Genomic DNA, 21,919 nt, shown 5'->3' on the forward strand with positions numbered 1-21,919 from the left:
TCACCTCCGTCTTAGTACAAGCTTTCACCCGTTGTTTTTTTGCTTAAAATATTACCCGTAACAATAAAAATTACGCCAACTAGTGCTTTGAAAAGTCCGATCGCCGTCGTATAGCTAAACTGCTGACCTAACAACCCCGCAGTGTAAATATACGTGTCTAGAATTTCACCATTTTCTTTATTCAGAGGGTTCAGGAACACGTAAACACGCTCGAAGCCAAAGTCCAAAAATTTACCGATATGAAGAAGGAACAAGATCATAATGGTTGGTAGAAGCGACGGGAGCGTAATTGAAATGGTTTGTCTCCAGCGGTTCGCGCCATCCACCTCAGAAGCTTCATACAGATCCGGATTAATTCCTGCCAGCGCGGCCAAATAAATGATCGTACCGTAACCGGAATCACGCCAAATACCCGAAGAAATGAGCACTGTACGAATCCATGACTCTTCACCCATGAAATAAATCGGCTCGAATCCTAGCCAAGTAATGAGATGGTTCAAAGCCCCCGTTGAAGGAGAAAGAATACCGATCGCAATCCCGCTCACAATAACCCACGATAAGAAGTGAGGCATGTAAACAACGGTTTGAAGTAACCGCTTGTACACGACAACGCGCAGCTCATTAAGCAGCAAGGCGAGAATGATCGGCGCCGGAAAAGCCAGTACCAAGTCGTAAATGCCGATCAGAATCGTATTCTTCAAGATCTTGAGGAAGTCATAATGGGCAAACATTCGAGTGAAATGCTCAAACCCAACCCATTCACTTCCCGTGAAGCCATCAAAAATGTTGTAATCTTGAAAAGCAATAACTGAACCTAACAAAGGCACATACTTGAAAACAATAAAATACAAAATCCCCGGCAGCGATATCAAATACAGTGCCTTATACTTCCAGAACGTTCGCAGAAAGGATCTACCTTTACGTACCTGCGAGCGCTGATTCATCTTTTTTACCGCTTGTGCGTTGACCGCCATTCTTGGCCCCCCTCACTATTCTTCGCTGATGTTATACCTACATCGTACCCCGCTAAAGCGCTTGCAACAATGGATTGTCTTTTCACTCACTTGTGTTTTTTTTAGGTGGGAGAAGTGCCGCGTTGCAGCTTGTTTTGGACGTATGGGGGGGCGGAGGGGCGGCTTGCGCTGGACGGCGGGATGCGCGGGAAGAATATGAGAATCACAAAAGAAGTCTTCGGCTGCTAGCATCCGTCCTCTACAGCGTTGAACATCTCCCCGTCTATCGCGCGACATGCGTAAGATCTCAACACCTTTTGCTACGAAACATGCAGCTAATTTGCCTCAACCTATGCTGAACTGATGAATTAGCTGCGTTTCCTACAACAAATTTCCCAGGAAAGCGTGATTTTGAACGCTTTTGGGAGAAATTAGCTGCACATTTTGCATATAAAACCCTCCAACAGACATTCATCGCTGAGATTTTGATGCACAAAATGCTTGTGGTGTAGTGCGTTTTCCGCGCTCAGTCAGGGCCCGCTTCCGAATATCCAAATCCCCTCCAACTCCCAACACGTCCTATCCCCACTCATGCTACTTGGCTCTTAAGTGAAATTTTCTGCTTGTAGGGTTGTTTTTCATCGTTAAAGTCGGGCTGCTGCTCAAAAGCACCTTTTTAACGATGAAATTCATCGTTATAATGCATCTACTTTGCTTTTATATGAATTCCCTTGCTCGTAAGGTTGTTTTTCATCGTTAAAGTCGGGCTGCTGCTGAATGCCATCACTCTAACGATGAATTTCATCGTTATTTTCTATCTACTTTGCCTTTATGGGAATTTCCTTGCTTGTAAGCATGTTTTTCATCGCTAAAACCGGGCTGCTGCTCAATACCATCTCTTTAACGATGAATTTCATCGTTATACTTCCATCTACTCTGCCTTTATGTGAATATCCCCGCTCGTAAGCATGTTTTGCATCGCTAAAGTCAGGCTTCTACTCAAGATCATCATTTTAACGATGAAAATCATCGCTAAAGCCATCACCACATCCACAAGACAAACAAAAAACGCCGCCCACAATGTGGGAGGCGCCCTATCAATCCATTCACTTCATCCTTATGCAGTTCTACTCTCCGTGGACACTTGCCTAGCCGCTGACTTGCGCTTCATCCGCAATGCCTCAGGCATAGCCAGCAAAGCCGGCAGCAGCATCGGAAGCAAAATAAAGCAAAGTACAATGAGCCCCACGATCACGGCTACGGCTAGCTCAATCAGCAGCACTAGGCCTGATGGCACCAACGTCGCGAAGGTACCGCCGAGGATAACCATAGCCGAGATCACCACGCCGCCGATGTGTTTAGCGGCCTGAACAATCGCCTTAGACGGCGATAATTCGCCCAGCTCTTTATATCGCATCATCAGGAAGATGCTGTAGTCGACACCGACTGCGATGATAATGATGAAGGAGAAGAACGGTACAAAAGAGGAAACACCGTCTGCACCGATGATTTTATCTGTAACGATATTGGTAGCGGTCATGGCTACATAGTAGGAAATTACTAATGACACGATGATATAGACCGCTGGCCAGAAGGAGCGTATCACGAACAACAGGACAATAAATACGCCAATGATCACGATGATCGCCGTGCTGTTGAACGATTTCAGCTGTGCTTTGTTCGTGTCATAGGTCGTCGAGCTTGGTCCCGCGGCACCGACTTTTGCTTTCTCCAGCACTGTACCTTTCAAGCTAGACGCTAACTCGGCGTTAATCCCCTCAATGGTGTCCATAGCCGCTGACGAGTACGGATCATCCTTCAGAATGACGATGAGTTTCGTACTCTTGCGATCTTTGGACATGAAGCTGTCCAGCGATTTACCGAAATCCGCGCTCACAAGCGCTTCTTTCGGAATGAAAAACGTCTTCGAGCTATTCAGCTGCGTCAGGAACTGGCTCGTTTTGCCGAGCCCTTCGGACACATCGCCCAGTCCGTTGCCGCTTTGGCCGAGGCCGTCCTTCAGCTGGCTCATCCCGCCAGCCAAGCCCGACAAGCCCTCGTTCAGCTTCTGCTGCCCGTTCTTGATGCTGCCCAGCGCGTCATTCAGCTTCGCCATGTTCGCGACGATCTCTTGGCTGCCCGCGCTGCCTTGCTTCAGCCCTTTGGCAAGCGCCTCTGAGCCGCTCTGCAGGGAAGCCAATCCCGCAGCAAGCTGCGACTGCGCACCGTTAATCTGCGTAAGTCCCGCAGCAGCCTCTGCAAAAGAGCCATTCAACTTGGCTGCATTCGCGCCAAGCTCCTTCAGCCCACCGTTCAGCTGGGCGAGACCGGATTCCAAGCCCTCACCCGTTTGCTTCAGCTTCGTGTAATCCGCATCTGCCTTCAACTGGCTGTACTTTTCACCCAGCCCGCCAATTAGCCCATTCATCCCAGTTAGCCCCTGCTGAATGCCAGGAAGCTTCCCTTCAATCTGACGATAGCCGTCAGATAAAGCACTATAACCCTGCTGCAGCTGCGTAAGTCCGCTGCTAATTTTCGACGTGTTAGCCTCGACTTGCGCCATGCCATCCTTTAAGCTCGCAATGCCCGCAGTTAGCTCACCGGCTCCGTCGGCCCCTTGCGTGATGCCCTTCGATACTTGCCCCAGCGCAACAGTAATCTGGCTGTAGCCATCTTGAACCTTACCGGTTCCGTCAACTAACTGGTCGGTGCCGGACAAATCTGGACTAACCAGTTTGCTCTGCATCAAATTCAAACCATCTTTTATTTGATTAACGCCCTTCTGAGAAGCTGTAATTCCTTCTGCAACGGTCGACGTTTGGGTCGAAATATAGAAGTTATCAATCGGCTTCGACTGTGGCTGCGTCACACTGGACACCTTATCCACGCCCGGAACACCCTTCAATTTGTCCGTTAGCTTATCAATTGCGGCTAATCCGTCATTATTATCAAGTGCTTTATCATTCTCAATCACGACCATGGTCGGCAGTGCTTGACCTCGACTAAAATGATCCGCTACGAGGCTGAATCCTTTGGTGGATTCATGGCTATTTCCTAACTCTTTCAACTGGTCAAAAGACAATTTCTGATGGTTAGAAAGGGCAATTGGAATCATCACAATCAGAATAAACAGCGTTGTGATCACCGGTCTTTTTACCGCAACTGCCGTCAAGCTCGCCCAAAATTTACTTTCCTTATGCCCGGTTGCACCCTTGGAAGGCCAATACAGCTTATTGCCTAGTACTTTCATGAGGAAAGGTGTCACGGTCATAATTTCAAGCAAGAGCACCGCGGTGCCAATAGCCACCACATTACCTGATTTATAAATACCAAAGTCCGAGAACGTCAAACTCGCGAAAGCGATAAATACCGTCAGAATACTATAAAAAATCGTTTTCCCAGCCGTTTTATACGTCACAATAATCGCTTCATCCACAGAAAGACCATGGGATAATTCTTCTTTAAACCGATTGAATAACAGGATGTTATAGTCAGTTCCAATGCCGAAAAGAATCAAAATCAACAGCATCTCCGTGACACTTGTCACTGGAAACTCAAACTTATCAATAAGCTGCGCGGCAATCCCCATGGAGCACAAATAGGAAATACCCACAGCAAGCAGCGAGACAATCGGAATAACAACGGAACGGAACATAATGACTAGCACCGCTAGGATGAAGATAACCGTTAACGCCGCACTTTTGGCCACACCCGATTCGGATGCTTTGATATAATCGTTCTGAATGAAGTCTTCACCTGAGAGGTAGTAGTCCACGTTCACGTCTTTCAAAACAGCCTCAAACTCCTGTTGAATCTCATCGACATGACGTCCTCTTTTATCCAAACTAAAGCTAGCCATTAATGTCGTCTGATCCTCCGAAATAAGTGAGGACTTCGCGTCAGGCAGTGAGAACGGATCAAGCAATTGATTGAACCCAAGCTCCGCTTGATGGTTCTTCATACTCGTAATACCTGACTCGATCTGCTTCATATCCGTATCAGACAGTTTATTCGGGTTGTGGAACACGATGATATCGCTAGTCCCCTCAACCCCATTCATTTTATTCAAAATCGATGTAGCAACTTTCGACGGACTATCCTTTGGCAGCGGATCTTGGCCTCTGAGCCCTAAAATGGCATTCACATCAGGTTGAAAAACCGTGAGAACCACGGTAGCTACCAGCCACAGGGCGACAATCGTCCAGCGCCATTTAATAATTTGTTTCATCTCTCTAATTCCTCCTCCGATTTACGTAATCGTTAGTAAACAAGCGTTCATTTTTGACTCAAAAAAATTTTAGCACTGCCCTTGAAGCTTTATTTTTTCTGAAATACCCGCAGAATACAGGTACAACAGTTCATCAACCAGCACCTTAATGGTATCGCCATCTTCATAATCGCGCAGAATAAGGCTCATCCCCTCAATAAGCGTAACAGCTAGCATCCGTGCAGATTGCTGCTCATTCACTTCGAGCGGGCCGGGCGTTTGCTTCGTTGTGGCGAACACGTTCTCCAAAATTTGATATACCAAAGTAATGAGTTCCTGTTTCACGGTTTCGTAGCGTGAGCCTTCACTCAGATTTAATAGGATGGTCAGCTCAACACTCGATTGCTTGAAAAGCTGCAGAATCGTCGCATCAATTTTACGTAAAATAACGAGATGATCGGCAGTCTCCTTGCACAATTTGAAATCAACCTCATTCTTGATCTCTAGGGTGTAAGAAGCAAGCTGCTCATAGACGGGTTGAATCAGCTCATAGAATAGGTCTTCTTTGTTTTTAAAATACCGATAAATATTGCCCGGTGTGATACCCGCTGCGTCTGCAATATGCCGTATGGAGGCTTTCATATACCCATGTTTCTTGAACTCAGACAAGGCCGCTTGGCGGATACTCTTTTTTACGTCATCTTTTAAAACTTGCATATAATAAACACCTGTTCACTTTTTGTCGTAATGGAATGATTATAACGTTTGTACTTCCTTTTTTGCAAGCATGGAATCAAAGAAAAAAAGCCAACAACCTAAGCAGCGCTCTGCTTAAGGCCGTCGACTCTTCTTTAAGACTTACTCTGCCTTAGTTTTGAGTGTCTCGATCATTCTTTTCGACTTGAAAGGCTTGAGATCTTTGAACTGTATGAACTTCTTCGTTTCCTCGTTCCAAATACGGAATTTAAGGGATTCCAAGCTTGTCTTCAATGTAATTGTCTGCACTTTGCGAAGCTCAGCATTCTTGTTATGAACTTTTTCCAAATAGTAATTAGGAACTCGCGGGCTCAGATGATGAATATGGTGAAAGCCGATATTACCTGTGATCCAGTGCAGAATTCTAGGCAATTTGTAGAAAGAGCTTCCATGCATAGCCGCTTTCATATAATCCCATTCTCCATCATTCTCATAGTACGAGTCTTCATAGTTGTGCTGTACGTAGAAAAGCCAAATCCCAGCCATACCTGAAATTAAAAACATCGGACCTTGGACTAGGAGGAATGATTGCCAACCCATACCTGAGCAAAGCAGTGCAATGCTCCCAAAGATACCCAAGTTCGTGATGTACGTATTCATACGTTCTTTCATTCCTGCGCGTTTGCGGTTAAAACGGTAATCAATCAAAAAGATGAAAATGGGTCCGACAATAAACATCACAATCGGATTTCTGTAAACCCGATAATATAGTCTTCTAGCCGGAGAAGATGCCATATATTCGTCAACCGTTAGTGTCCATATATCGCCGACACCTCTACGATCCAAATTACCGCTGGATGCGTGATGGACGGAGTGGGTATGACGCCACTGATGATAAGGGACAAACGTCAAAATACCTGTTAATGTACCAACAATTTCATTCGCGATTTTATTTTTGAAAAAAGATTTGTGGCAGCAATCATGGAAAATAATAAAGATTCGAATTAGGAATCCTGCTGCAATAATATCTAACACGAACGTGAGCCAGATAGAAACCGATAGACTTAGGAAGGCGAAATACCAAAGTACAAAAAAGGGTCCTAATGTATTAATGATTTGCCACACACTGATCTTCATATGTGGTCTTTCGTAAGGCGCGATGTCAGACCGCCACCCACCTTTGTCTTGTTGAGTCATTCTAATTAAAGCTCCTTCTCTCCGTTTCGTACCGGACTGATTTGTGCCACCTGATGTAGTACGTTGGGAATTTAATTAAGTTCCCTTTATAAGAGAAGAAATGTTACATTGCCCTCTCATCATAAGTTCCATAATGCTTTTTGTAAAATGCAATATAAGTCAAAGCTGCATTAGACCCTATTTTTTACTATTCTGCACAACCCAAAAATCATCCTGCGAATGGCAACCTAACCCTTATTTTCCCATAAAAATAGGTTTCTCATACGGAATAAAATACAAACCGCCTTCCACACTTATGAGACCTTCGATTCATTCATCCATCTTTCTCTACATTGGGGTAGCTCAGATCGGGATCAATTATCATCATGTTCGCTTGAGGTTGCTAAATGAATGAATCCCTATTCGCGGTAGAATAATGTTGTAAAAAGCGCAACAATTGCTGCCTAGATCCAGCCTCTCACCCTTCGATGTTGCATCATGTACAACATTGGTAATCACTATAGCCCATCTGCCTCACGAAAGCTGAATGACTCTAAAATCGCATTATGGAGTTATGATGAATACTAGTTGTGAAACAATCGACAGTCTCCTTATTACAACATTAGGCGAACAAATCGTCGTTATACCCTTCAAATGTTGCAAAAAATACAAAAAATACAATTATCTCTCCCAAAATTAGCTCCACACCCTTTTCATATGCCTTTTACTCCTAGCTTGACCCATTTAAGCGCACCTTACTTAATGCTGGTATAGTAGTGTATATAATAAAATGGAGGTCTATTCAATGATACCTATATCTGTTTTGGACTTGGCTCCCGTTATTGCTGGCGGTACGCCAAGAGATTCATTTCTCCGTTCCGTTGATTTAGCCAAACACGTTGAAAAGTGGGGCTACCATAGATATTGGCTCGCCGAACATCATAATATGCCGGGTATTGCCAGCTCCGCCACATCACTCGTCATCGGGTATGTCGCTATGGCTACGGAAAAGATTCGCGTAGGCTCCGGCGGCATTATGCTGCCTAACCACGCACCGCTCGTCATCGCCGAGCAGTTTGGGACGCTGGAATCGATGTTTCCGGGACGCATCGATCTTGGTTTAGGGCGTGCGCCTGGCTCCGATCAGCCTGCGGCAAGAGCGCTTCGCCGCGGCTTAGGCAGCGACGGCCATGACTTCCCAGAGCAGCTGAGCGAGCTCCGCGGCTATCTCAACCCGGCGCTGGGTACGGGTGTACCGGGCGTGCGCGCCGTGCCGGGCGAAGGACTGGACATCCCGATCTGGCTGCTCGGATCGAGTGATTTCAGCGCCCAACTGGCTGGTCAGCTGGGTCTTCCTTTCGCTTTCGCCAGCCACTTTGCTCCGGATTATTTGCTGGCGGCTCTTGATCTGTACCGCCGTCAGTTCCGCCCGTCGGGTGCGCTTGAGAAGCCGTACGCGATGGTCGGCGTTAACATTATTGCTGCCGAAACCGATGAGGAAGCTCAGCATTTGGCGACTTCGCAGCACCAGCAGTTTCTGAACATCGTGCGCGGCCGTCCTGGCATGCTGAGCCCGCCCGTGGACAGCATGGAGTCCCTATGGAGTCCTCAAGAGAAAGCTTACGTTCACAAAGCCCTAAGCTTCTCCATCGTAGGCAGTAAAGACACCGTTCGAGAGAAGCTTGCTAAGCTGCAGCAGCAAACTGCAGCCGATGAGTGGATCATCGCCGGCCAAATTTATGATCACAACGCTCGCTTGAGGTCTTATGAAATTGTCGCGGAGGTTGTCAAAGAGATCTAGAGAGGTTGGAATTCATTATTATTAGTCAGCATCAAGCAACGATGGGGAGCCACGCAACCAAAGGGAGGTTCCTTATTTCTCTAAACCTTGGCAATGCTAGCGGTGCTTTTATTGGTGGGTGGGTCATCACCCATATGGTGCTTACCTTTTTGCCTTGGGCGGGAGCCCTGCTGCCGGTTCTTGGATTGATCCTTGGTTTAGTCAGCATAGACAGGACCTGCGAGAGAAACGGGCTTCGGCTTAAAAAGTGAACATAGCAAAAAGAGGGCACCCCTGCATGGGAGTGTTCTCTTGATTATGACTGACTCACCTTATTTGACATGGTTTATTAATGAATGATTTCTATCTTCTACGTCTATATCATCATAGATTTTTATACTTAGAACAAAGCCAATAGATATCATGTTGATCAAAAGCGAGGTCCCTCCATAGCTGATAAACGGAAGGGTGATCCCTGTAATCGGCATGATACCGATCAGCATCCCAATGTTTTCGAAAACTTGAAACAGAAACATAGCTGTAATACCACCAATAATGTATATGCCTGTTTGGCTGCGGATGTTCAGCGCGATAGTGATCATTCGATAAATGAGAAGAAAGTAAAGTATGAGTAAAACAGATGCTCCTATAAATCCAAATTCTTCTCCCACGACAACGAATATGGAATCTGAATATGTATATGGGACTTGACCGCTTTGGACTGAGGTTCCATGAAGGTAGCCATCTCCTTCTAAGGAACCTGATCCGATTGCTTTAACCGATTGTTTCATGTGATAGGTTGCTTTCTCAGAAGCTTGGTCTGGCAAAAGGACAGCATCAACCCTATCCAACCAATACGCTTTATGTTTAGATGCCATGAATTGCTTTACTTCTTCATGGTATTTTATATAGCTGTACAGGGAGCTTCCGCTTACGATTATGATAATGACTAGGCCGATCAAAGCATGCTTGTAGTTAATATGGCCAAACCAACAGACTACAATGAAAATGACCAGATATCCGATAGAATTACCGAGATCCGGCTGCATTAGAACCAAGAGAAAAGGAACAAACGTAATAACACCCATCGGCAGTATTTCCTTGATCAGGCTAAGGGTCTCGATTTCTCTTCTGGACAGGAAATACGATAAAAACAAGATCAAAATGAGCTTACAAAGCTCTGCCGGCTGAAAGTTGATCCCGCCAGGAAGAGTGAACCAACCCTGAGCATTGTTGAGAGTATTCCCTTTAAAAAACAATAAGACCAACAGTCCCAGCCCAATGAAATAGTACAGCGACGAAAACTGCAATAAGAGTTTATAGTTGACAAACAGCATCGTAAATAAGACAACAAACCCCAACCCGTAAAAATACATCATTTTAATATATGATTGTGAAAAGTCTGGAACTGTCCGCGTCGCACTGTAGATGCAGAAAATACTAATGATCATAAAGATGAGCAGCAGCAATAAAATAATGGCATCCAGCCCTTTTATTATCCGCTTCAACATGAAGGCTATTTGCGTTCCCCTGAAAATACTTACAATAACAAATCACCTATTTCTATATAAGGTTACGAAAGATACATAGAGTAGACGATTCGGTTTTACAAATAGTTACATTTTTGTAGATAAAAAATGGGAAAAAGCCCCCGTAGTCCATTTTTCTTTCGAAAGAAAGATAGTGGGTCACGAGGGCTTACCTATTTATTTCAAACGGGACGATCCATAGCAAATTGTTCTCCCAATTTCGCATACCAGTTACCGGCTAATCGACTGACTGGTTTAAGTCCATTCGGGTCAATATGACCGTTCTCATATAAGGACTCAGCAATATGAAACTGTACGACTCTACCGATTAATAAATCGGCTGCAGGTGCTTCGTCTGTTCCGCCAAGCGTTATAACTTGCTCCAGAACACATTCCATGCGAATGCTCGCTTCGGCGATGCCCGGTACGGCAATCTTGTCACTCGCGACGGGTGTAAGTCCGGCTAAAGCAACTTCGCTTTCACTTGCCGCTAGCGCAGCAGCGGTTTGGTTAATCTGGTCGATGTACGATTCGTCTGAGATGTGAACGACGAATGCTCCAGTATCGATGGCATTTCGCGAAGTATCTTTGCGAACACCCTGTTTCCTCTGCACGGAGATAGCGACCATTGGAGGATTCGCCGTCACAATTGTAAAGTAACTATACGGTGCTGCGTTGAGCACACCCTCTGAAGATAGGGATGTAACAAATGCGATCGGCCTAGGAATTATGCTGCCTATCAACAGCTTATAGTTTTCCCGCTCACTTTGACTTGAGGGATCAATGGATCTCACAACGCATCTCCCACCTTTACTAGACTCGGTCTCATGCTAAATTCGTCTTGAACCAAGTCGCTGCCGCTTCTACCTCCGAACGAGTCAGTTGATGCCCTGCCTGTTCCCAGTGAACAGCGACAGTTGATCCCGCTTCACTTAACAGCATCTGTAATTCCTCTGTCTCCTTCGGAGAACAGATCGGATCGTTCTGACCTGCTCCAATAAAGACTGGAATCCCAGATAGATCCGGCAGTTGAATGCCTCGCAGCGGCACCATTGGATGATGGAGAATGGCTCCTCTCAGTGCATCTGGATAGTGGAATAACAGACTTCCGGCGATGTTTGCACCGTTGGAATAACCAATGGCTACGAGATTGTTACGATCAAAGCCGTGTTCCACGGCAGCTTGATCGAGGAAATCGTACAATTCCTTGGTACGGAAGATCAGATCCTCCTCATCAAAGATTCCCTCAGCCAGCCTGCGAAAAAACCGCGGCATCCCATTCTCAAGCACATTACCTCTAACGCTTAGCACCGACGATGTCGGTGAAATCGCCTGAGCTAGCGGCAGTAGATCACGTTCGGTGCCACCTGTGCCATGAAAGAGCACGAGTACCGGAGCCGTTATATCTGATCCCTTTTGAAAGATATGTTTCATTGTTTTTTCGCCTCCAATACACGTACTTGAATCGGCGGAAGATTACGCTCGATTTGTTCACGGCTCTCCTCGAACCATTCCGGCAGCATCAGTTTCTCACCTAACGCCTCAGGCTGTTCATCACGTGCAAAGCCCGGAGGATCCGTTGCAATCTCAAAGAGTATGCCGCCTTCTTCACGGAAGTAGATCGCGTTAAAGTATTGACGATCCACGATCGGCGTAGGTTGGAATCCATTCGTCTGTACATGGCTTCTCCATAGTGCATGCTCAGCATCATCTTTGGCGCGCCATGCAATATGATGGACGGTACCCGCTCCACCAGCTCCGTAGGCCATTGGGGTTACGTTAACATCGACGATGTTACCCAAGTCTCCGAAGGATTTGAATCGAGCGTAAGCTCCCTCTTGCCCTACTTTTTGAAGCCCCATCACTTGCTCTAGCAGCTGCGAAGTTTTGTCAGGAGCCGTGCTGTAGAGAACAGCGCCGCCGAAGCCTTTGATCGCTTTATCCGTTGGAATACCGCCGAATGACCATTGGCTAAGCGCTCCTTGCTCGCGCTCTACGATTTCAAGTTTCAGACCATCCCGATCCTCGAATTGAAGGTATGTTTCTGTGAATCTTTGCGTTTTTTCGAAAGGAATATCAAATTGCGCTAGACGCTCTTCCCAGAATGACAGACTGCCTGTAGGCACAGCATACGTTGTGATACCGACTTGACCGCCGCCGATACGCCCTTTGCGAGAGTGCGCCCATGGGAAGAAAGTGATGATCGTTCCTGGACTTCCCATTTCATTACCAAAGTACAGATGGTAGACTTCCGGTGCGTCGAAGTTAATTGTTTTTTTGATCATCCGAAGTCCTAGAATCCCTGCATAAAAGTCTACTGTTTCCTGTGCATTTTGAACGAAAGCTGTGATATGGTGAATACCTGCTGTTTGTTGTTGTTGTTGTGTCATTGAATCCAACTCCTTTAGTTTAGTTTAATTATTCCAGACCTAATTTAAAAGTATCCAAGATTATTATTTGAATAAAGCGTCGACAGAGTAAGCTCCTGCACCAGTTAATGCCACGCCAACCGCAATAGCAATCAGCAGCAAGTTGTATTCATAGCCGCCCGCGGTAGCCCAATAGCCGCTCTTAGCGTGTACTTTGACAATTGCAACGACCATTGTCATGACGATGAGCAATGAAGCAATGACTGTACCAAATCCAGTGGCGAATAATGCACCGCCCACGAACTCCATGAGTCCTGCCATAACCGCCATAGCAACACCGGGTTTAATGCCGATGGATTCCATCCACCCGCCCGTTCCTTTCGGACCATAGCCTCCGAACCAACCAAACAGCTTCTGTGCCCCATGCGCCATAAAGCTTAATCCAACAACCAAACGAATAATTAATAATCCTAATGCGATACTCATATTCATTCTCCTTCAATTTAAGAATCTTTAATTTAAGATATAAGATAAAAGGTTAAGTAGTTAACACCTCTCATGTGAGGCCAAACTACTTGAAACCATCCTGAGCAAACCTACCCAGCTTTTTCAACAATTGACTAGCTATCTTCTTCTCTTCTGCTGTAAGTCCAGCTACCGCTTTCTCAATGACCTCGGTATGCTTGGGAAATACTTCTTCAATAAACTGCTTCCCTTTTTCCGTAATTTCTGCAAAAATGAGCCTGCGGTCTTCGGTTGATGTTTTGCGCTTTACGAACTCTTTCTTCTCCAGCTTATCTACAACATAGGTGATATTCCCGCTGCTCATCAGCACCTTGCCGCCAATCTGTTGAATCGGCTGCGCGCCTTTATGATAAAGCAACTCGAGGACACCGAATTCCGTTCGATTCAATCCATAATTACGAATATCCCGGTCCCCATGGGCGTTGACCCATTCACTTGCTCTGGAGAGTGCAATATAGAGATCTAATGATTCGTTTCTCTGTTCACTCATTTGGTTCACCTCATTTCTTTTATCTTTTTGTTATGCTGTGATGATCTGTGGTGTGTTATGCTTTGCTGCGAAATCTTAATTTGTAATATCTTGATTTAAAGATACTTCATTTCGAGATAGATGTCAACAGGTAATTTGAAAAATAATATGCTTTTCTTTATTACGCTGCTTATAATGCGGTAGTATCCGCTTTATCCAAAACCGAAACAAGTCGGAATGGCTAAAAAGAGTACTTTTTGCTGCACTTTTTGCATCTTCATCTTTAACCAAAATGACCGTGCTCAGGTAAAATGACAAAAGGATAAGCCACCCCCTATCGGGAAAGGCTTATCCTTTTGAAATACGTCCTAAGCTTCAGTTATAGGCAGGCTTCATATGTTATGGTCAGCCCACTACAGCCGACTCGCCCTTCTGCAGCTGATACATCTTCGCGTATCGGCCGCCCAGCGCCATCAGCGTCTCATGGTTGCCACGCTCGGCGATCTCGCCGCGGTGCAGCACGAGAATCTGATCCGCATCGCGAATCGTAGACAGTCTGTGCGCGATGACCAAGGTCGTGCGCCCTTCGCTGACCACCTTCAGCGCGCGCTGGATCAGCCCTTCCGTCTCACTGTCGATGCTGGCTGTCGCTTCATCCAAGATGAGAATCGACGGGTCGAAGGCCAGCGCTCGCGCGAATGAAATGAGCTGTCTCTGGCCGGAAGACAGAGTGCTCCCCCGCTCCACAACCTGCTCATCATAGCCGTTAGGCAGCTGCTCAATGAAGGAGGCTGCGCCTACATCACTTAACGCATTTTTCACACGTTCAAGCGAAATCTCTTCATTATACAGGCTCACATTGAATTTGATATCTCCGGCAAACAAGAACGGGTCCTGCAAAACAATGCCCATATGCTTACGCAGCGCTTGCTTCGACATCTCCCGGATGTCGCGTCCATCAATCGTGATACTGCCTTCATCCGGTTCATAGAACCCGAGCAGCAAGTTCATGATGGAGCTTTTGCCTGAGCCTGTATGTCCGACCAAGGCTACGGTTTCCCCCTTGCGAGCTTCGAAGGAAATATGCTTCAGTACGTTTTCCCCTGCTTTATAAGCAAAGGTTACGTCCTCGAACTTCACAACGCCTTCCGGGCGGCTGACTTTATCCGTCTTCTCAACCTCTTGGCCTTCCATGTCTAGGATGGTGAACACCTTATCCGCGGATACAAAGGCTCTTTGCGCATTCGTCAATTGATCGAAAATCCCGATAATCGGTTGAAAGATCCGCCCCAGATAATCGATGAAAGCATAAAACACCCCGAAAGAAATCACGGCTGTCAGCGATTCCCGGCCAAAATACCATATGACCATAGCCGTCACCAAGCTGCCGATGGTCCCCACAATATTACGAGAGGATAAGGAAAAAATACGGAACTGCTTAAGTTGATTTACATAGCGATCCTTGTTCAGTACTTCGAATTCCTCAAGCGTCACTTTCTCCCGGCGAAAAGCTTGAATAATAGGCATAACGACGATCGATTCATTAATCATCGCGTTCATATCACTCAGCCGCGCACGCATAATGGTGATGAAGATTTTCGAATATTTTAAGTGAACAACCATAATTATTGCAAAGATAGGCGGCAGCACCAAGCAAAAAAGAGCGAGATGCCAATCCAGAATGAATAAAGCTACGAAAATGCCCGTTAGCTGCATCATGCTCACGACGAATGTAGCCATGAAACTCATGAATAAGTCGCGGACAGCCTCGGTATCGTTCGCAATTCGGGACACAACCTGCCCGATCGGCGTGTTATCGAAATAGCGCAGTGAAATGCGCTGAATGTGCTGCATTAAATCCATGCGCATGTTTTTGATAATTTGCAAAGCCGTAGATTGGAGTAAATAGGCTTGCGAAAAATTACAGATGCTTGCTACGAGGAGCAAGCCCATGTAGAGACCAAGCAGTTTAAGTACAGGCGCCATCGTGTGTGTGCCTGTAGACAAATGCTGATCGATAATGGTTTTGGTTATATAAGGTCCGCCCAGCTCGGCGGCTACTGCACAGCAAAGAATGAGCAGTGCGCCGATAATCCTGAACTTATAGACGAGCGCATACGAAATCAGCCTTCTCGCCGTGGACGGTTTCTGCATCTTGTCGTCCTCCCTTCTTCTGTTTGTCATTCTTCCAAACTCGCTTCCATTTGTTGACGTTCCCACTGCTCACGGTACCAGCCGCCGAACAACATCAGCTCTTCGTGGGTACCCTCTTCGACGATTCGCCCCTCATCTAGAACGAGGATCCAATTCGCGTGGCTCACTGCCGAGAGCCGGTGCGTGCTGATCAATGTCGTTCTGCCCGCGCGTTCCTTACGGATATGCTGGAGGATGCGGCTTTCAGTCCGCGCATCGACAGCGGATAACGAGTCATCAAGCAGCAGGATTTCCGAATCGATCAGAAGGGCTCTAGCAATTGCCAAACGCTGCTTCTGTCCACCAGACAGCATGACGCCATTTTCGCCGACAATTGTCGCTAGACCTTCCGGCATTTGCTCGATATCTTGGGTAAAAGAGGCCATCTCAATGGCCCTTGCAATCTCTTCCGGCGAAGCGTCATGCTTACCCAGCGCGACATTGTCGCGAATGGATTTCGATAGCAGCAGATGCTCCTGCGGAACGTAGGCTACCCAGCGCTTCACTTGATCCAAGGCGATTCTCTCAATCGGCACGCCTGCAAACAGCAGCTTACCTGGTTCGATCGGGAATTGCCGCAGCAGCTGCTTCAGCAGCGTGCTTTTGCCGCTACCCGTCCGGCCTACAATCCCTAGCGTCTGCCCTCTTTCCAATTGGAAAGAAACGTTAACGAGACTTGGATGGTTTGCGGTCGGATACGTAAAGGTTAAATCCTTCATCTCGATACGCTCCGGCACACTCACCGCAATCGGTGCATCAACATCCACAATATCCGCTTTCTGCGTCAGTGCTGTTTCCAGACGGTCTGCCGAGGCACTGCCGCGCTGCAGGACATTAATAAACTCGCCGAAAGAAATCATCGGCCAGATCAGCATACCTAAGTAAATATTAAATGAAATCAACTGACCCAGCGTGATTTCATTATGAAAGACCATATAAGAGCCATAGCCAATGCCTATCGAGTAACTTAGACCGACAATCAACGATGTAAGCGGCTGAAAAAGCGCATTCAGCATGGACACGCGTCTATTCTTATTCATCACTTCTGACGTTACTTTATCGAACGCGACCAGATCATGATCTTCCTGAACATAAGAACGAATCACACGAATACCGGAGATGGACTCGAGTGCGTGATCATTCATTTGGCCGAAAGAAGCCTGTGCAGCAAGGAAGCGAACTCTCACTTTTTGACCCAGTTTACTAATCACAAAGGCTAGAAAAGGCAGAGGAATCAGCGCCGCAATCATTAATTTGAAGCTAATAAGGGAGATCATCGTAATAATGACGACGGATGCCCCAACCAATGTGTGCACGAGTGTCATAACGCCGTAACCAGCGGTCTGTCCAATAGCGAGTACATCATTAGTAGCTAATGCCATCAACTGCCCCGTGCTGTTGCGTTGGAAGAAAGCCGGTGTCATTTTCGTCAGATGAGCCAGTAAACGCCCTCTGAGCACTTTCTCAACAAGTGCCGAATTGCCGAATAAGGTCGTGATCCAAACATAAGTAATTACATATAATAGGAGAGACAAGCCTACAAGCAGAAGAACAGTCTGACTTAAGCTAGATGCTGTTAAACTCCTGCTGCCAATCTGATCGATTGTATTCCCTATCATTTTAGGCGGAATCGTCGCCAATAAATTCACACAGATCATTAAGCTAATTGCAAGCACGTAGTATTTCCATCTTTCTTTGAAAAACCACCGCAATTTGATTACAAAAGACAAGATTTCCACCCCTTCCCATTTCCCACTAAGATTGATTTTATAGTTTAAGCCAATTGAAGTCTACTTATTAAGTTGTTTTTAACGAAACTTTCCGTTCACCTGCAACATTCTGGAATATCCCTTTGTTTAGGAAGACAGACTATCCAACATAACTTACATACAGGAAGGAATTACAGCCATGAATCGTACAATGAAAAAGAGCTTAGCTATTCTATCCTTATCCACTATGATGACGACGGGCGCCGCATTTGCTGCAACGAATGAAACTGTCCACACGACTACTATTATGCCTGTCACCACACAAGCTACTCCAACGGCTATTTCCGTCCAAGTCAATGAAGGAGCCCTTTCCGAGAAAGGTTATTTGAAAGCTGCTGCGACTGAACCTATGCTGCCGCTTCGAGCTGTAACGGAGAGCTTGGGCTTCAAACTCACTTGGAATCAAGAAACGCTTTCCGTTGATTTGTTAAAAGGCAGTGTATTTACAACCGTGAAGACTGGCGAAGATCGCTATGCGATTAATAAAATGTTCACAACGCTTGGTACGGCTCCTGAATTGGTCGACAACAAGCTTTACGTGCCTGCTTCCTTTGTCAGCAAGGTACTGCACGGTTCTGTCACAACGAAAGGAGCTTCGGTTTCCATCGCGATGAAAAAGGATGTTAAGAAAGTTCAAACGACTGGCGTAATCACTTCGATTCGACCTGTTGATGATTATACAGCGATTCAGATTCAAGGAATTGGCACAGAGGGGATGATCCTCAATGTGAACAAAGATACGGAATATCAAATGCTGGATGGCACTAAACTTAGTCTTTCCGATCTTCATGTTGGTTTAACCGTTACTGCTGAGCATTCTATGGCTACAACCCTCAGCTTGCCGCCACAAACGTCAACTTCCAAGATTACGGTTTTGGACACGAAAAGAGAGGCAAACAGCCTCGGTACAGCTGGCGTGGTTGAAGAAGTCAGGGGCGATGATAAAGGTAATATGAGTCTCCTTGTTAAAGGTACTGGTTTAACGGAAACATCTCCGAGCGAGGTTGTTCTACAAATCTCAGACAAGACGGCTATTGTCGATAAAAACGGCGATAAAGTGGAGAAAGCCGCTCTTGTTAAAGGCGCGAATGTCATCGGATTTTATGGACCAGCATTGACGAAAAGCCTTCCTCCTATCGGTCAAGCATGGAAAATCGTTGTAAGTGCTAAACAAGAATAGGTTAATACTTTTAAAATGTCGAAGAAACCTTCCCTCTTTGGATGGTTTTTTTGCTCATTTGTAAAGCATCTACACTGTCCAAATGGTCTGTTTTTTGATACAATAGCTGAAAATTCAATCCTAAGGGGACTCATATGGAATACATTAGCACTCGCGGTAAAGTAGAACCCATCGGCTTCATCGACGCCATCTTGATGGGATTGGCAGACGACGGCGGTTTACTTGTTCCTAAGCATATCCCGCAATTATCGGCAGACACACTACAGAAGTGGCAAAAGCTCTCCTACTCGGAGTTGGCTCTTGAAATCTTCTCGCTATATGTGAATAACGAAATCCCGCGCAATGAGCTGAAGCAGCTGGTTGACGACAGCTATGCAACCTTCCGGGACGAAGCAGTGACACCGGTCAAACGTCTGAACGACGGCACGTATGTGCTGGAATTGTTCCACGGACCTACTTTTGCTTTCAAAGACATTGCTCTGCAATTCTTAGGCAATCTCTACTCGTACGTTTCTCGCAAAACGAATTCGATTATCCATATTCTTGGAGCCACTTCAGGGGATACAGGAGCTTCAGCGATTGAAGGTGTGCGCGGTAAAGAAGGCATCCGAATCTGTATCCTTCACCCACACGGGAAGGTCAGCAAGGTCCAAGAATTGCAAATGACCACCGTTGATGACGCGAATGTGCTGAATCTTTCCGTTGAAGGCACTTTCGACGACTGCCAGCGTATTATCAAGGAGCTGTTCGCCGACGTGGAATTCAAGCACCGTTACCATTTGCGTGCGATTAACTCAATCAACATTGCCCGCATTTTGGCACAAACGGTATATTACTTCTATGCTTACTTCCAATTAGCGAACAATAATCAGGCTGATAAGGTCAATTTCAGTGTGCCGACTGGAAACTTCGGTGATATCTTCGCTGGCTATTTGGCTCAGAAAATGGGTCTTCCCATCCATAAACTCATTCTTGCAACGAACGAAAACAATATTCTTGAGCGTTTCGTACAAGACGGCGTCTACCAACCAGGAGCATTCCGCGGAACATACAGTCCTTCCATGGATATTCAAGTGGCTAGCAACTTCGAGCGCTACTTGTTCTACCTCTATGGCGAAGACGCGCAAGCTGTCTCGGCTATCATGGATCAATTCAAGGCTGAAGGCCGCGTTGTTATCCCTGCTGACAAGCTGCAAGCCGTGCAAGCTGACTTTGCTGCCTATGGCGTGCAGAATGAGGAGTGCTTGGATACAATTAGCGAGTATTATGAGAAATACGCGTATCTGCTCGATCCGCATACAGCTTGCGGAGTAGCTGCTGCTGACAAGCTCGCTGTAGACGGTGAAGTGACTGTTGCCCTTTCGACAGCTCATCCGGCTAAATTCGATGAGTCGATCCGTTTGCGCAGCATTGAGCAGACGTATCCGCAGCAGATTCAAGCGCTGTTCGACAAGCCGCAGTTCCAGACGGTCGTTGGCGGTACGAACGATGAGATCAAGGATCAGTTGGTGAAGTTTTTCTAAAAATAGTATGTAAAAAAGCCTCGAAGACTAATGTCTTTGAGGCTTTTTGTGTCAAGTTTCACTACGTTTCGAACACGACTACTTAAACTTCTTAGGGAATTGTTTGATGATCCCGTCCGAAAGAAAATCGGCCAGCATAAAAATATGGTCCTCGTATTGTTCGAACGTAGCTATGTCCGCGTCCCAATCCTTTTTGTGCCTAGCTAACACATTGTTTGTGAGCAATTGCAAGTGCCCATACATTAGATCTTGCGCAGTTTTCATGGGCCAATTCGGGTTCGCTTTGCTGAGAAATGCGGCGATATCATCGGCATTCCGATGCCACTCTTTGTTGTACTTCTCGAAATCAGCTGAATTACCGCTTTTGACTGCGGCTATCACTTTGCCTGCAAGAACGATATGTTCAGTTAACAGGTCACCTAGTTGATTACCAGCGGCCTCTCCGTAATACGGTTTTATCGCATTTCCGGTGTCCTTCTGATTCTTGAGCAGTCTAGCCAGCACCTTTTCTTGATCTTCTAAGCCAGCAAGGGCGCTTATAACGTAGCTTCTGGTCCAAAAAACATGATCAATCCACAGTTTTCTTAAGTCGCCTTTCAATTTGACCATCGATTGACTGTAGCACTGCATCTTTACAGCGGCGCGTTCGTCCGCCTTTGCCTCTGCGCTGAGTGGGGCCACACTTAAGGCTATGGACATCGACAACAGCATTAACTTGAGAAATTTGCCACGCATCAACATCTTCTCCTTTTGATCATGATTAACAGTCCTTTTATTGTGTGCTTGTGGACTATTTTCATTCATGAGAAGGCATTCGCTAGCTCCTATTGTTGGCAAGGATGCATATGATGGAGGGGATGAAATCAGTCTTCCGACCGATACCCATTCTCCCCCTGAGTAGGAAGACACTTTTCCCTTGTCATGATATTCTTAAAGTAATTGAGAATGGATAATAACGTTTAGGAGTGAGCATGTTGAATATGAATCGCAGCGCCTTTCTTGGTCCAATATTGATCATCTTAGGTATTTTTATGTTTCTAAAAGGCGACAGTACGTTCAATACCGGTACCATTTTTGAGTACTTCTGGCCAACTTTGTTTGTCATACCGGCGGGCATATTTTTCCACTGGTTATACTTCTTTATCCTGCAGCGGCGAGGTGTTGGTGTGCTTGTCCCAGGCGGGATTGTGTTAACAACCGGCGTCATCTGCCAAATCTCCATGCTGTTTGATATCTGGCATCTTATGTGGCCTGGATTTATGCTGGCTGTTGCCGTCGGTTTATTCGAACTCTACTGGTTCGGAGGCCGAAATAAATGGCTGCTCATCCCGATTAACATTCTGACCGTCATGTCCCTTTTGTTCTTCACCATTTTCTCCATACCGATCATTGCTATTATTCTTATTGTTGCAGGCGGCTTGATGATGATTACGCGCAATCGGAAATCAATCTAACTCTATGAAGAATACGGATTATGCCCTCCTTTTGGACGAGTGTGGTGTTTATTAGGTAAATACGGAACAAGTTTATAGTAGATGCAAGCTTTTATC

18 protein-coding genes are annotated in these 21,919 nt (G+C 46.1%); 5 read left to right on the plus strand and 13 right to left on the minus strand.

The window, feature by feature from the left end; all coding sequences use genetic code 11:
• Window positions 1-11: 11 nt before the first annotated feature.
• The 4 genes from ASG85_RS04310 to ASG85_RS04325 form a co-directional block, all read right to left on the minus strand.
• Window positions 12-974, minus strand: coding sequence for an ABC transporter permease (locus tag ASG85_RS04310; protein ID WP_057303904.1), 963 nt, complete (start codon window positions 972-974; stop codon window positions 12-14).
• A 1,096-nt stretch (window positions 975-2,070) separates the two neighbouring features.
• Window positions 2,071-5,181 carry an MMPL family transporter gene (locus ASG85_RS04315; protein ID WP_060645457.1) on the minus strand — a complete coding sequence of 1,037 codons (3,111 nt, stop codon included), beginning with the start codon at window positions 5,179-5,181 and terminating at the stop codon, window positions 2,071-2,073.
• Between the two features lie 69 nt (window positions 5,182-5,250).
• Window positions 5,251-5,877, minus strand: coding sequence for a TetR/AcrR family transcriptional regulator (locus ASG85_RS04320; RefSeq protein ID WP_060645458.1), 627 nt, complete (start codon window positions 5,875-5,877; stop codon window positions 5,251-5,253).
• Window positions 5,878-6,018: 141 nt separating this feature from the next.
• The gene (locus ASG85_RS04325; RefSeq protein ID WP_060645459.1) at window positions 6,019-7,053 is read right to left on the minus strand and encodes a fatty acid desaturase; all 1,035 of its coding nucleotides are present in this window, start codon (window positions 7,051-7,053) and stop codon (window positions 6,019-6,021) included.
• Window positions 7,054-7,837: 784 nt separating this feature from the next.
• Between ASG85_RS04325 and ASG85_RS04330 the strand changes: the two genes are divergently transcribed.
• Window positions 7,838-8,833 carry an LLM class flavin-dependent oxidoreductase gene (locus ASG85_RS04330; RefSeq protein ID WP_235550062.1) on the plus strand — a complete coding sequence of 332 codons (996 nt, stop codon included), beginning with the start codon at window positions 7,838-7,840 and terminating at the stop codon, window positions 8,831-8,833.
• A gap of 5 nt (window positions 8,834-8,838) precedes the next feature.
• Window positions 8,839-9,084 carry an MFS transporter gene (locus tag ASG85_RS04335; protein WP_060645461.1) on the plus strand — a complete coding sequence of 82 codons (246 nt, stop codon included), beginning with the start codon at window positions 8,839-8,841 and terminating at the stop codon, window positions 9,082-9,084.
• A 60-nt stretch (window positions 9,085-9,144) separates the two neighbouring features.
• Here ASG85_RS04335 and ASG85_RS04340 read toward each other — a convergent pair whose 3' ends face one another.
• From ASG85_RS04340 to ASG85_RS04375, 8 genes are all read right to left on the minus strand, one after another.
• On the minus strand, window positions 9,145-10,323 hold the full coding sequence (locus ASG85_RS04340; protein ID WP_060645462.1) for an FtsW/RodA/SpoVE family cell cycle protein: 1,179 nt from the start codon (window positions 10,321-10,323) through the stop codon (window positions 9,145-9,147).
• 200 nt (window positions 10,324-10,523) lie between these two features.
• The gene (locus tag ASG85_RS04345) at window positions 10,524-11,135 is read right to left on the minus strand and encodes a flavin reductase family protein (protein WP_060645463.1); all 612 of its coding nucleotides are present in this window, start codon (window positions 11,133-11,135) and stop codon (window positions 10,524-10,526) included.
• A gap of 31 nt (window positions 11,136-11,166) precedes the next feature.
• Window positions 11,167-11,775, minus strand: coding sequence for an alpha/beta hydrolase (locus ASG85_RS04350; RefSeq protein WP_060645464.1), 609 nt, complete (start codon window positions 11,773-11,775; stop codon window positions 11,167-11,169).
• Window positions 11,772-12,731, minus strand: coding sequence for a ring-cleaving dioxygenase (locus tag ASG85_RS04355; protein WP_060645465.1), 960 nt, complete (start codon window positions 12,729-12,731; stop codon window positions 11,772-11,774). Before ASG85_RS04355 ends, ASG85_RS04350 begins: the two co-directional genes overlap by 4 nt.
• Before the next feature lie 63 nt (window positions 12,732-12,794).
• Entirely contained in the window at window positions 12,795-13,196 is a 402-nt protein-coding gene (locus ASG85_RS04360) for a DoxX family protein (RefSeq protein ID WP_060645466.1), read from the minus strand.
• Between the two features lie 85 nt (window positions 13,197-13,281).
• Window positions 13,282-13,725 carry a MarR family winged helix-turn-helix transcriptional regulator gene (locus tag ASG85_RS04365; protein ID WP_057303588.1) on the minus strand — a complete coding sequence of 148 codons (444 nt, stop codon included), beginning with the start codon at window positions 13,723-13,725 and terminating at the stop codon, window positions 13,282-13,284.
• 384 nt (window positions 13,726-14,109) lie between these two features.
• Window positions 14,110-15,858 (minus strand): ABC transporter ATP-binding protein, encoded by a 1,749-nt coding sequence (locus tag ASG85_RS04370; protein ID WP_060645467.1) that lies wholly within the window; start codon window positions 15,856-15,858, stop codon window positions 14,110-14,112.
• 26 nt (window positions 15,859-15,884) lie between these two features.
• The gene (locus ASG85_RS04375) at window positions 15,885-17,630 is read right to left on the minus strand and encodes an ABC transporter ATP-binding protein (protein ID WP_060645528.1); all 1,746 of its coding nucleotides are present in this window, start codon (window positions 17,628-17,630) and stop codon (window positions 15,885-15,887) included.
• 175 nt (window positions 17,631-17,805) lie between these two features.
• Here ASG85_RS04375 and ASG85_RS04380 point away from each other — a divergent pair, with 175 nt between their 5' ends.
• Together ASG85_RS04380 and thrC are read left to right on the plus strand one after the other, a co-directional pair.
• Window positions 17,806-18,846 (plus strand): copper amine oxidase N-terminal domain-containing protein, encoded by a 1,041-nt coding sequence (locus ASG85_RS04380; RefSeq protein ID WP_060645468.1) that lies wholly within the window; start codon window positions 17,806-17,808, stop codon window positions 18,844-18,846.
• Between the two features lie 134 nt (window positions 18,847-18,980).
• On the plus strand, window positions 18,981-20,369 hold the full coding sequence (gene thrC, locus ASG85_RS04385) for a threonine synthase (protein WP_060645469.1): 1,389 nt from the start codon (window positions 18,981-18,983) through the stop codon (window positions 20,367-20,369).
• Window positions 20,370-20,447: 78 nt separating this feature from the next.
• On the opposite strand, the gene ASG85_RS04390 is transcribed toward thrC, so the two are convergent.
• On the minus strand, window positions 20,448-21,104 hold the full coding sequence (locus ASG85_RS04390) for a hypothetical protein (RefSeq protein ID WP_060645529.1): 657 nt from the start codon (window positions 21,102-21,104) through the stop codon (window positions 20,448-20,450).
• A 245-nt stretch (window positions 21,105-21,349) separates the two neighbouring features.
• Here ASG85_RS04390 and ASG85_RS04395 point away from each other — a divergent pair, with 245 nt between their 5' ends.
• Window positions 21,350-21,823, plus strand: a complete 474-nt coding sequence (locus ASG85_RS04395; RefSeq protein WP_060645530.1) for a hypothetical protein — start codon at window positions 21,350-21,352, stop codon at window positions 21,821-21,823.
• Window positions 21,824-21,919 lie beyond the last annotated feature (96 nt).

Source organism: Paenibacillus sp. Soil724D2, assembly GCF_001427935.1.
GTDB lineage: Bacteria > Bacillota > Bacilli > Paenibacillales > NBRC-103111 > Paenibacillus_E.

Coding starts and splice junctions, on each gene's coding strand:
- ASG85_RS04310 (WP_057303904.1), bottom strand. CDS start 974: ATGGCGGTCAACGCACAAGCGGTAAAAAAGATGAATCAGCGCTCGCAG.
- ASG85_RS04315 (WP_060645457.1), bottom strand. CDS start 5,181: ATGAAACAAATTATTAAATGGCGCTGGACGATTGTCGCCCTGTGGCTG.
- ASG85_RS04320 (WP_060645458.1), bottom strand. CDS start 5,877: ATGCAAGTTTTAAAAGATGACGTAAAAAAGAGTATCCGCCAAGCGGCC.
- ASG85_RS04325 (WP_060645459.1), bottom strand. CDS start 7,053: ATGACTCAACAAGACAAAGGTGGGTGGCGGTCTGACATCGCGCCTTAC.
- ASG85_RS04330 (WP_235550062.1), top strand. CDS start 7,838: ATGATACCTATATCTGTTTTGGACTTGGCTCCCGTTATTGCTGGCGGT.
- ASG85_RS04340 (WP_060645462.1), bottom strand. CDS start 10,323: ATGTTGAAGCGGATAATAAAAGGGCTGGATGCCATTATTTTATTGCTG.
- ASG85_RS04350 (WP_060645464.1), bottom strand. CDS start 11,775: ATGAAACATATCTTTCAAAAGGGATCAGATATAACGGCTCCGGTACTC.
- ASG85_RS04355 (WP_060645465.1), bottom strand. CDS start 12,731: ATGACACAACAACAACAACAAACAGCAGGTATTCACCATATCACAGCT.
- ASG85_RS04360 (WP_060645466.1), bottom strand. CDS start 13,196: ATGAGTATCGCATTAGGATTATTAATTATTCGTTTGGTTGTTGGATTA.
- ASG85_RS04365 (WP_057303588.1), bottom strand. CDS start 13,725: ATGAGTGAACAGAGAAACGAATCATTAGATCTCTATATTGCACTCTCC.
- ASG85_RS04370 (WP_060645467.1), bottom strand. CDS start 15,858: ATGCAGAAACCGTCCACGGCGAGAAGGCTGATTTCGTATGCGCTCGTC.
- ASG85_RS04380 (WP_060645468.1), top strand. CDS start 17,806: ATGAATCGTACAATGAAAAAGAGCTTAGCTATTCTATCCTTATCCACT.
- thrC (WP_060645469.1), top strand. CDS start 18,981: ATGGAATACATTAGCACTCGCGGTAAAGTAGAACCCATCGGCTTCATC.
- ASG85_RS04390 (WP_060645529.1), bottom strand. CDS start 21,104: ATGCGTGGCAAATTTCTCAAGTTAATGCTGTTGTCGATGTCCATAGCC.
- ASG85_RS04395 (WP_060645530.1), top strand. CDS start 21,350: ATGAATCGCAGCGCCTTTCTTGGTCCAATATTGATCATCTTAGGTATT.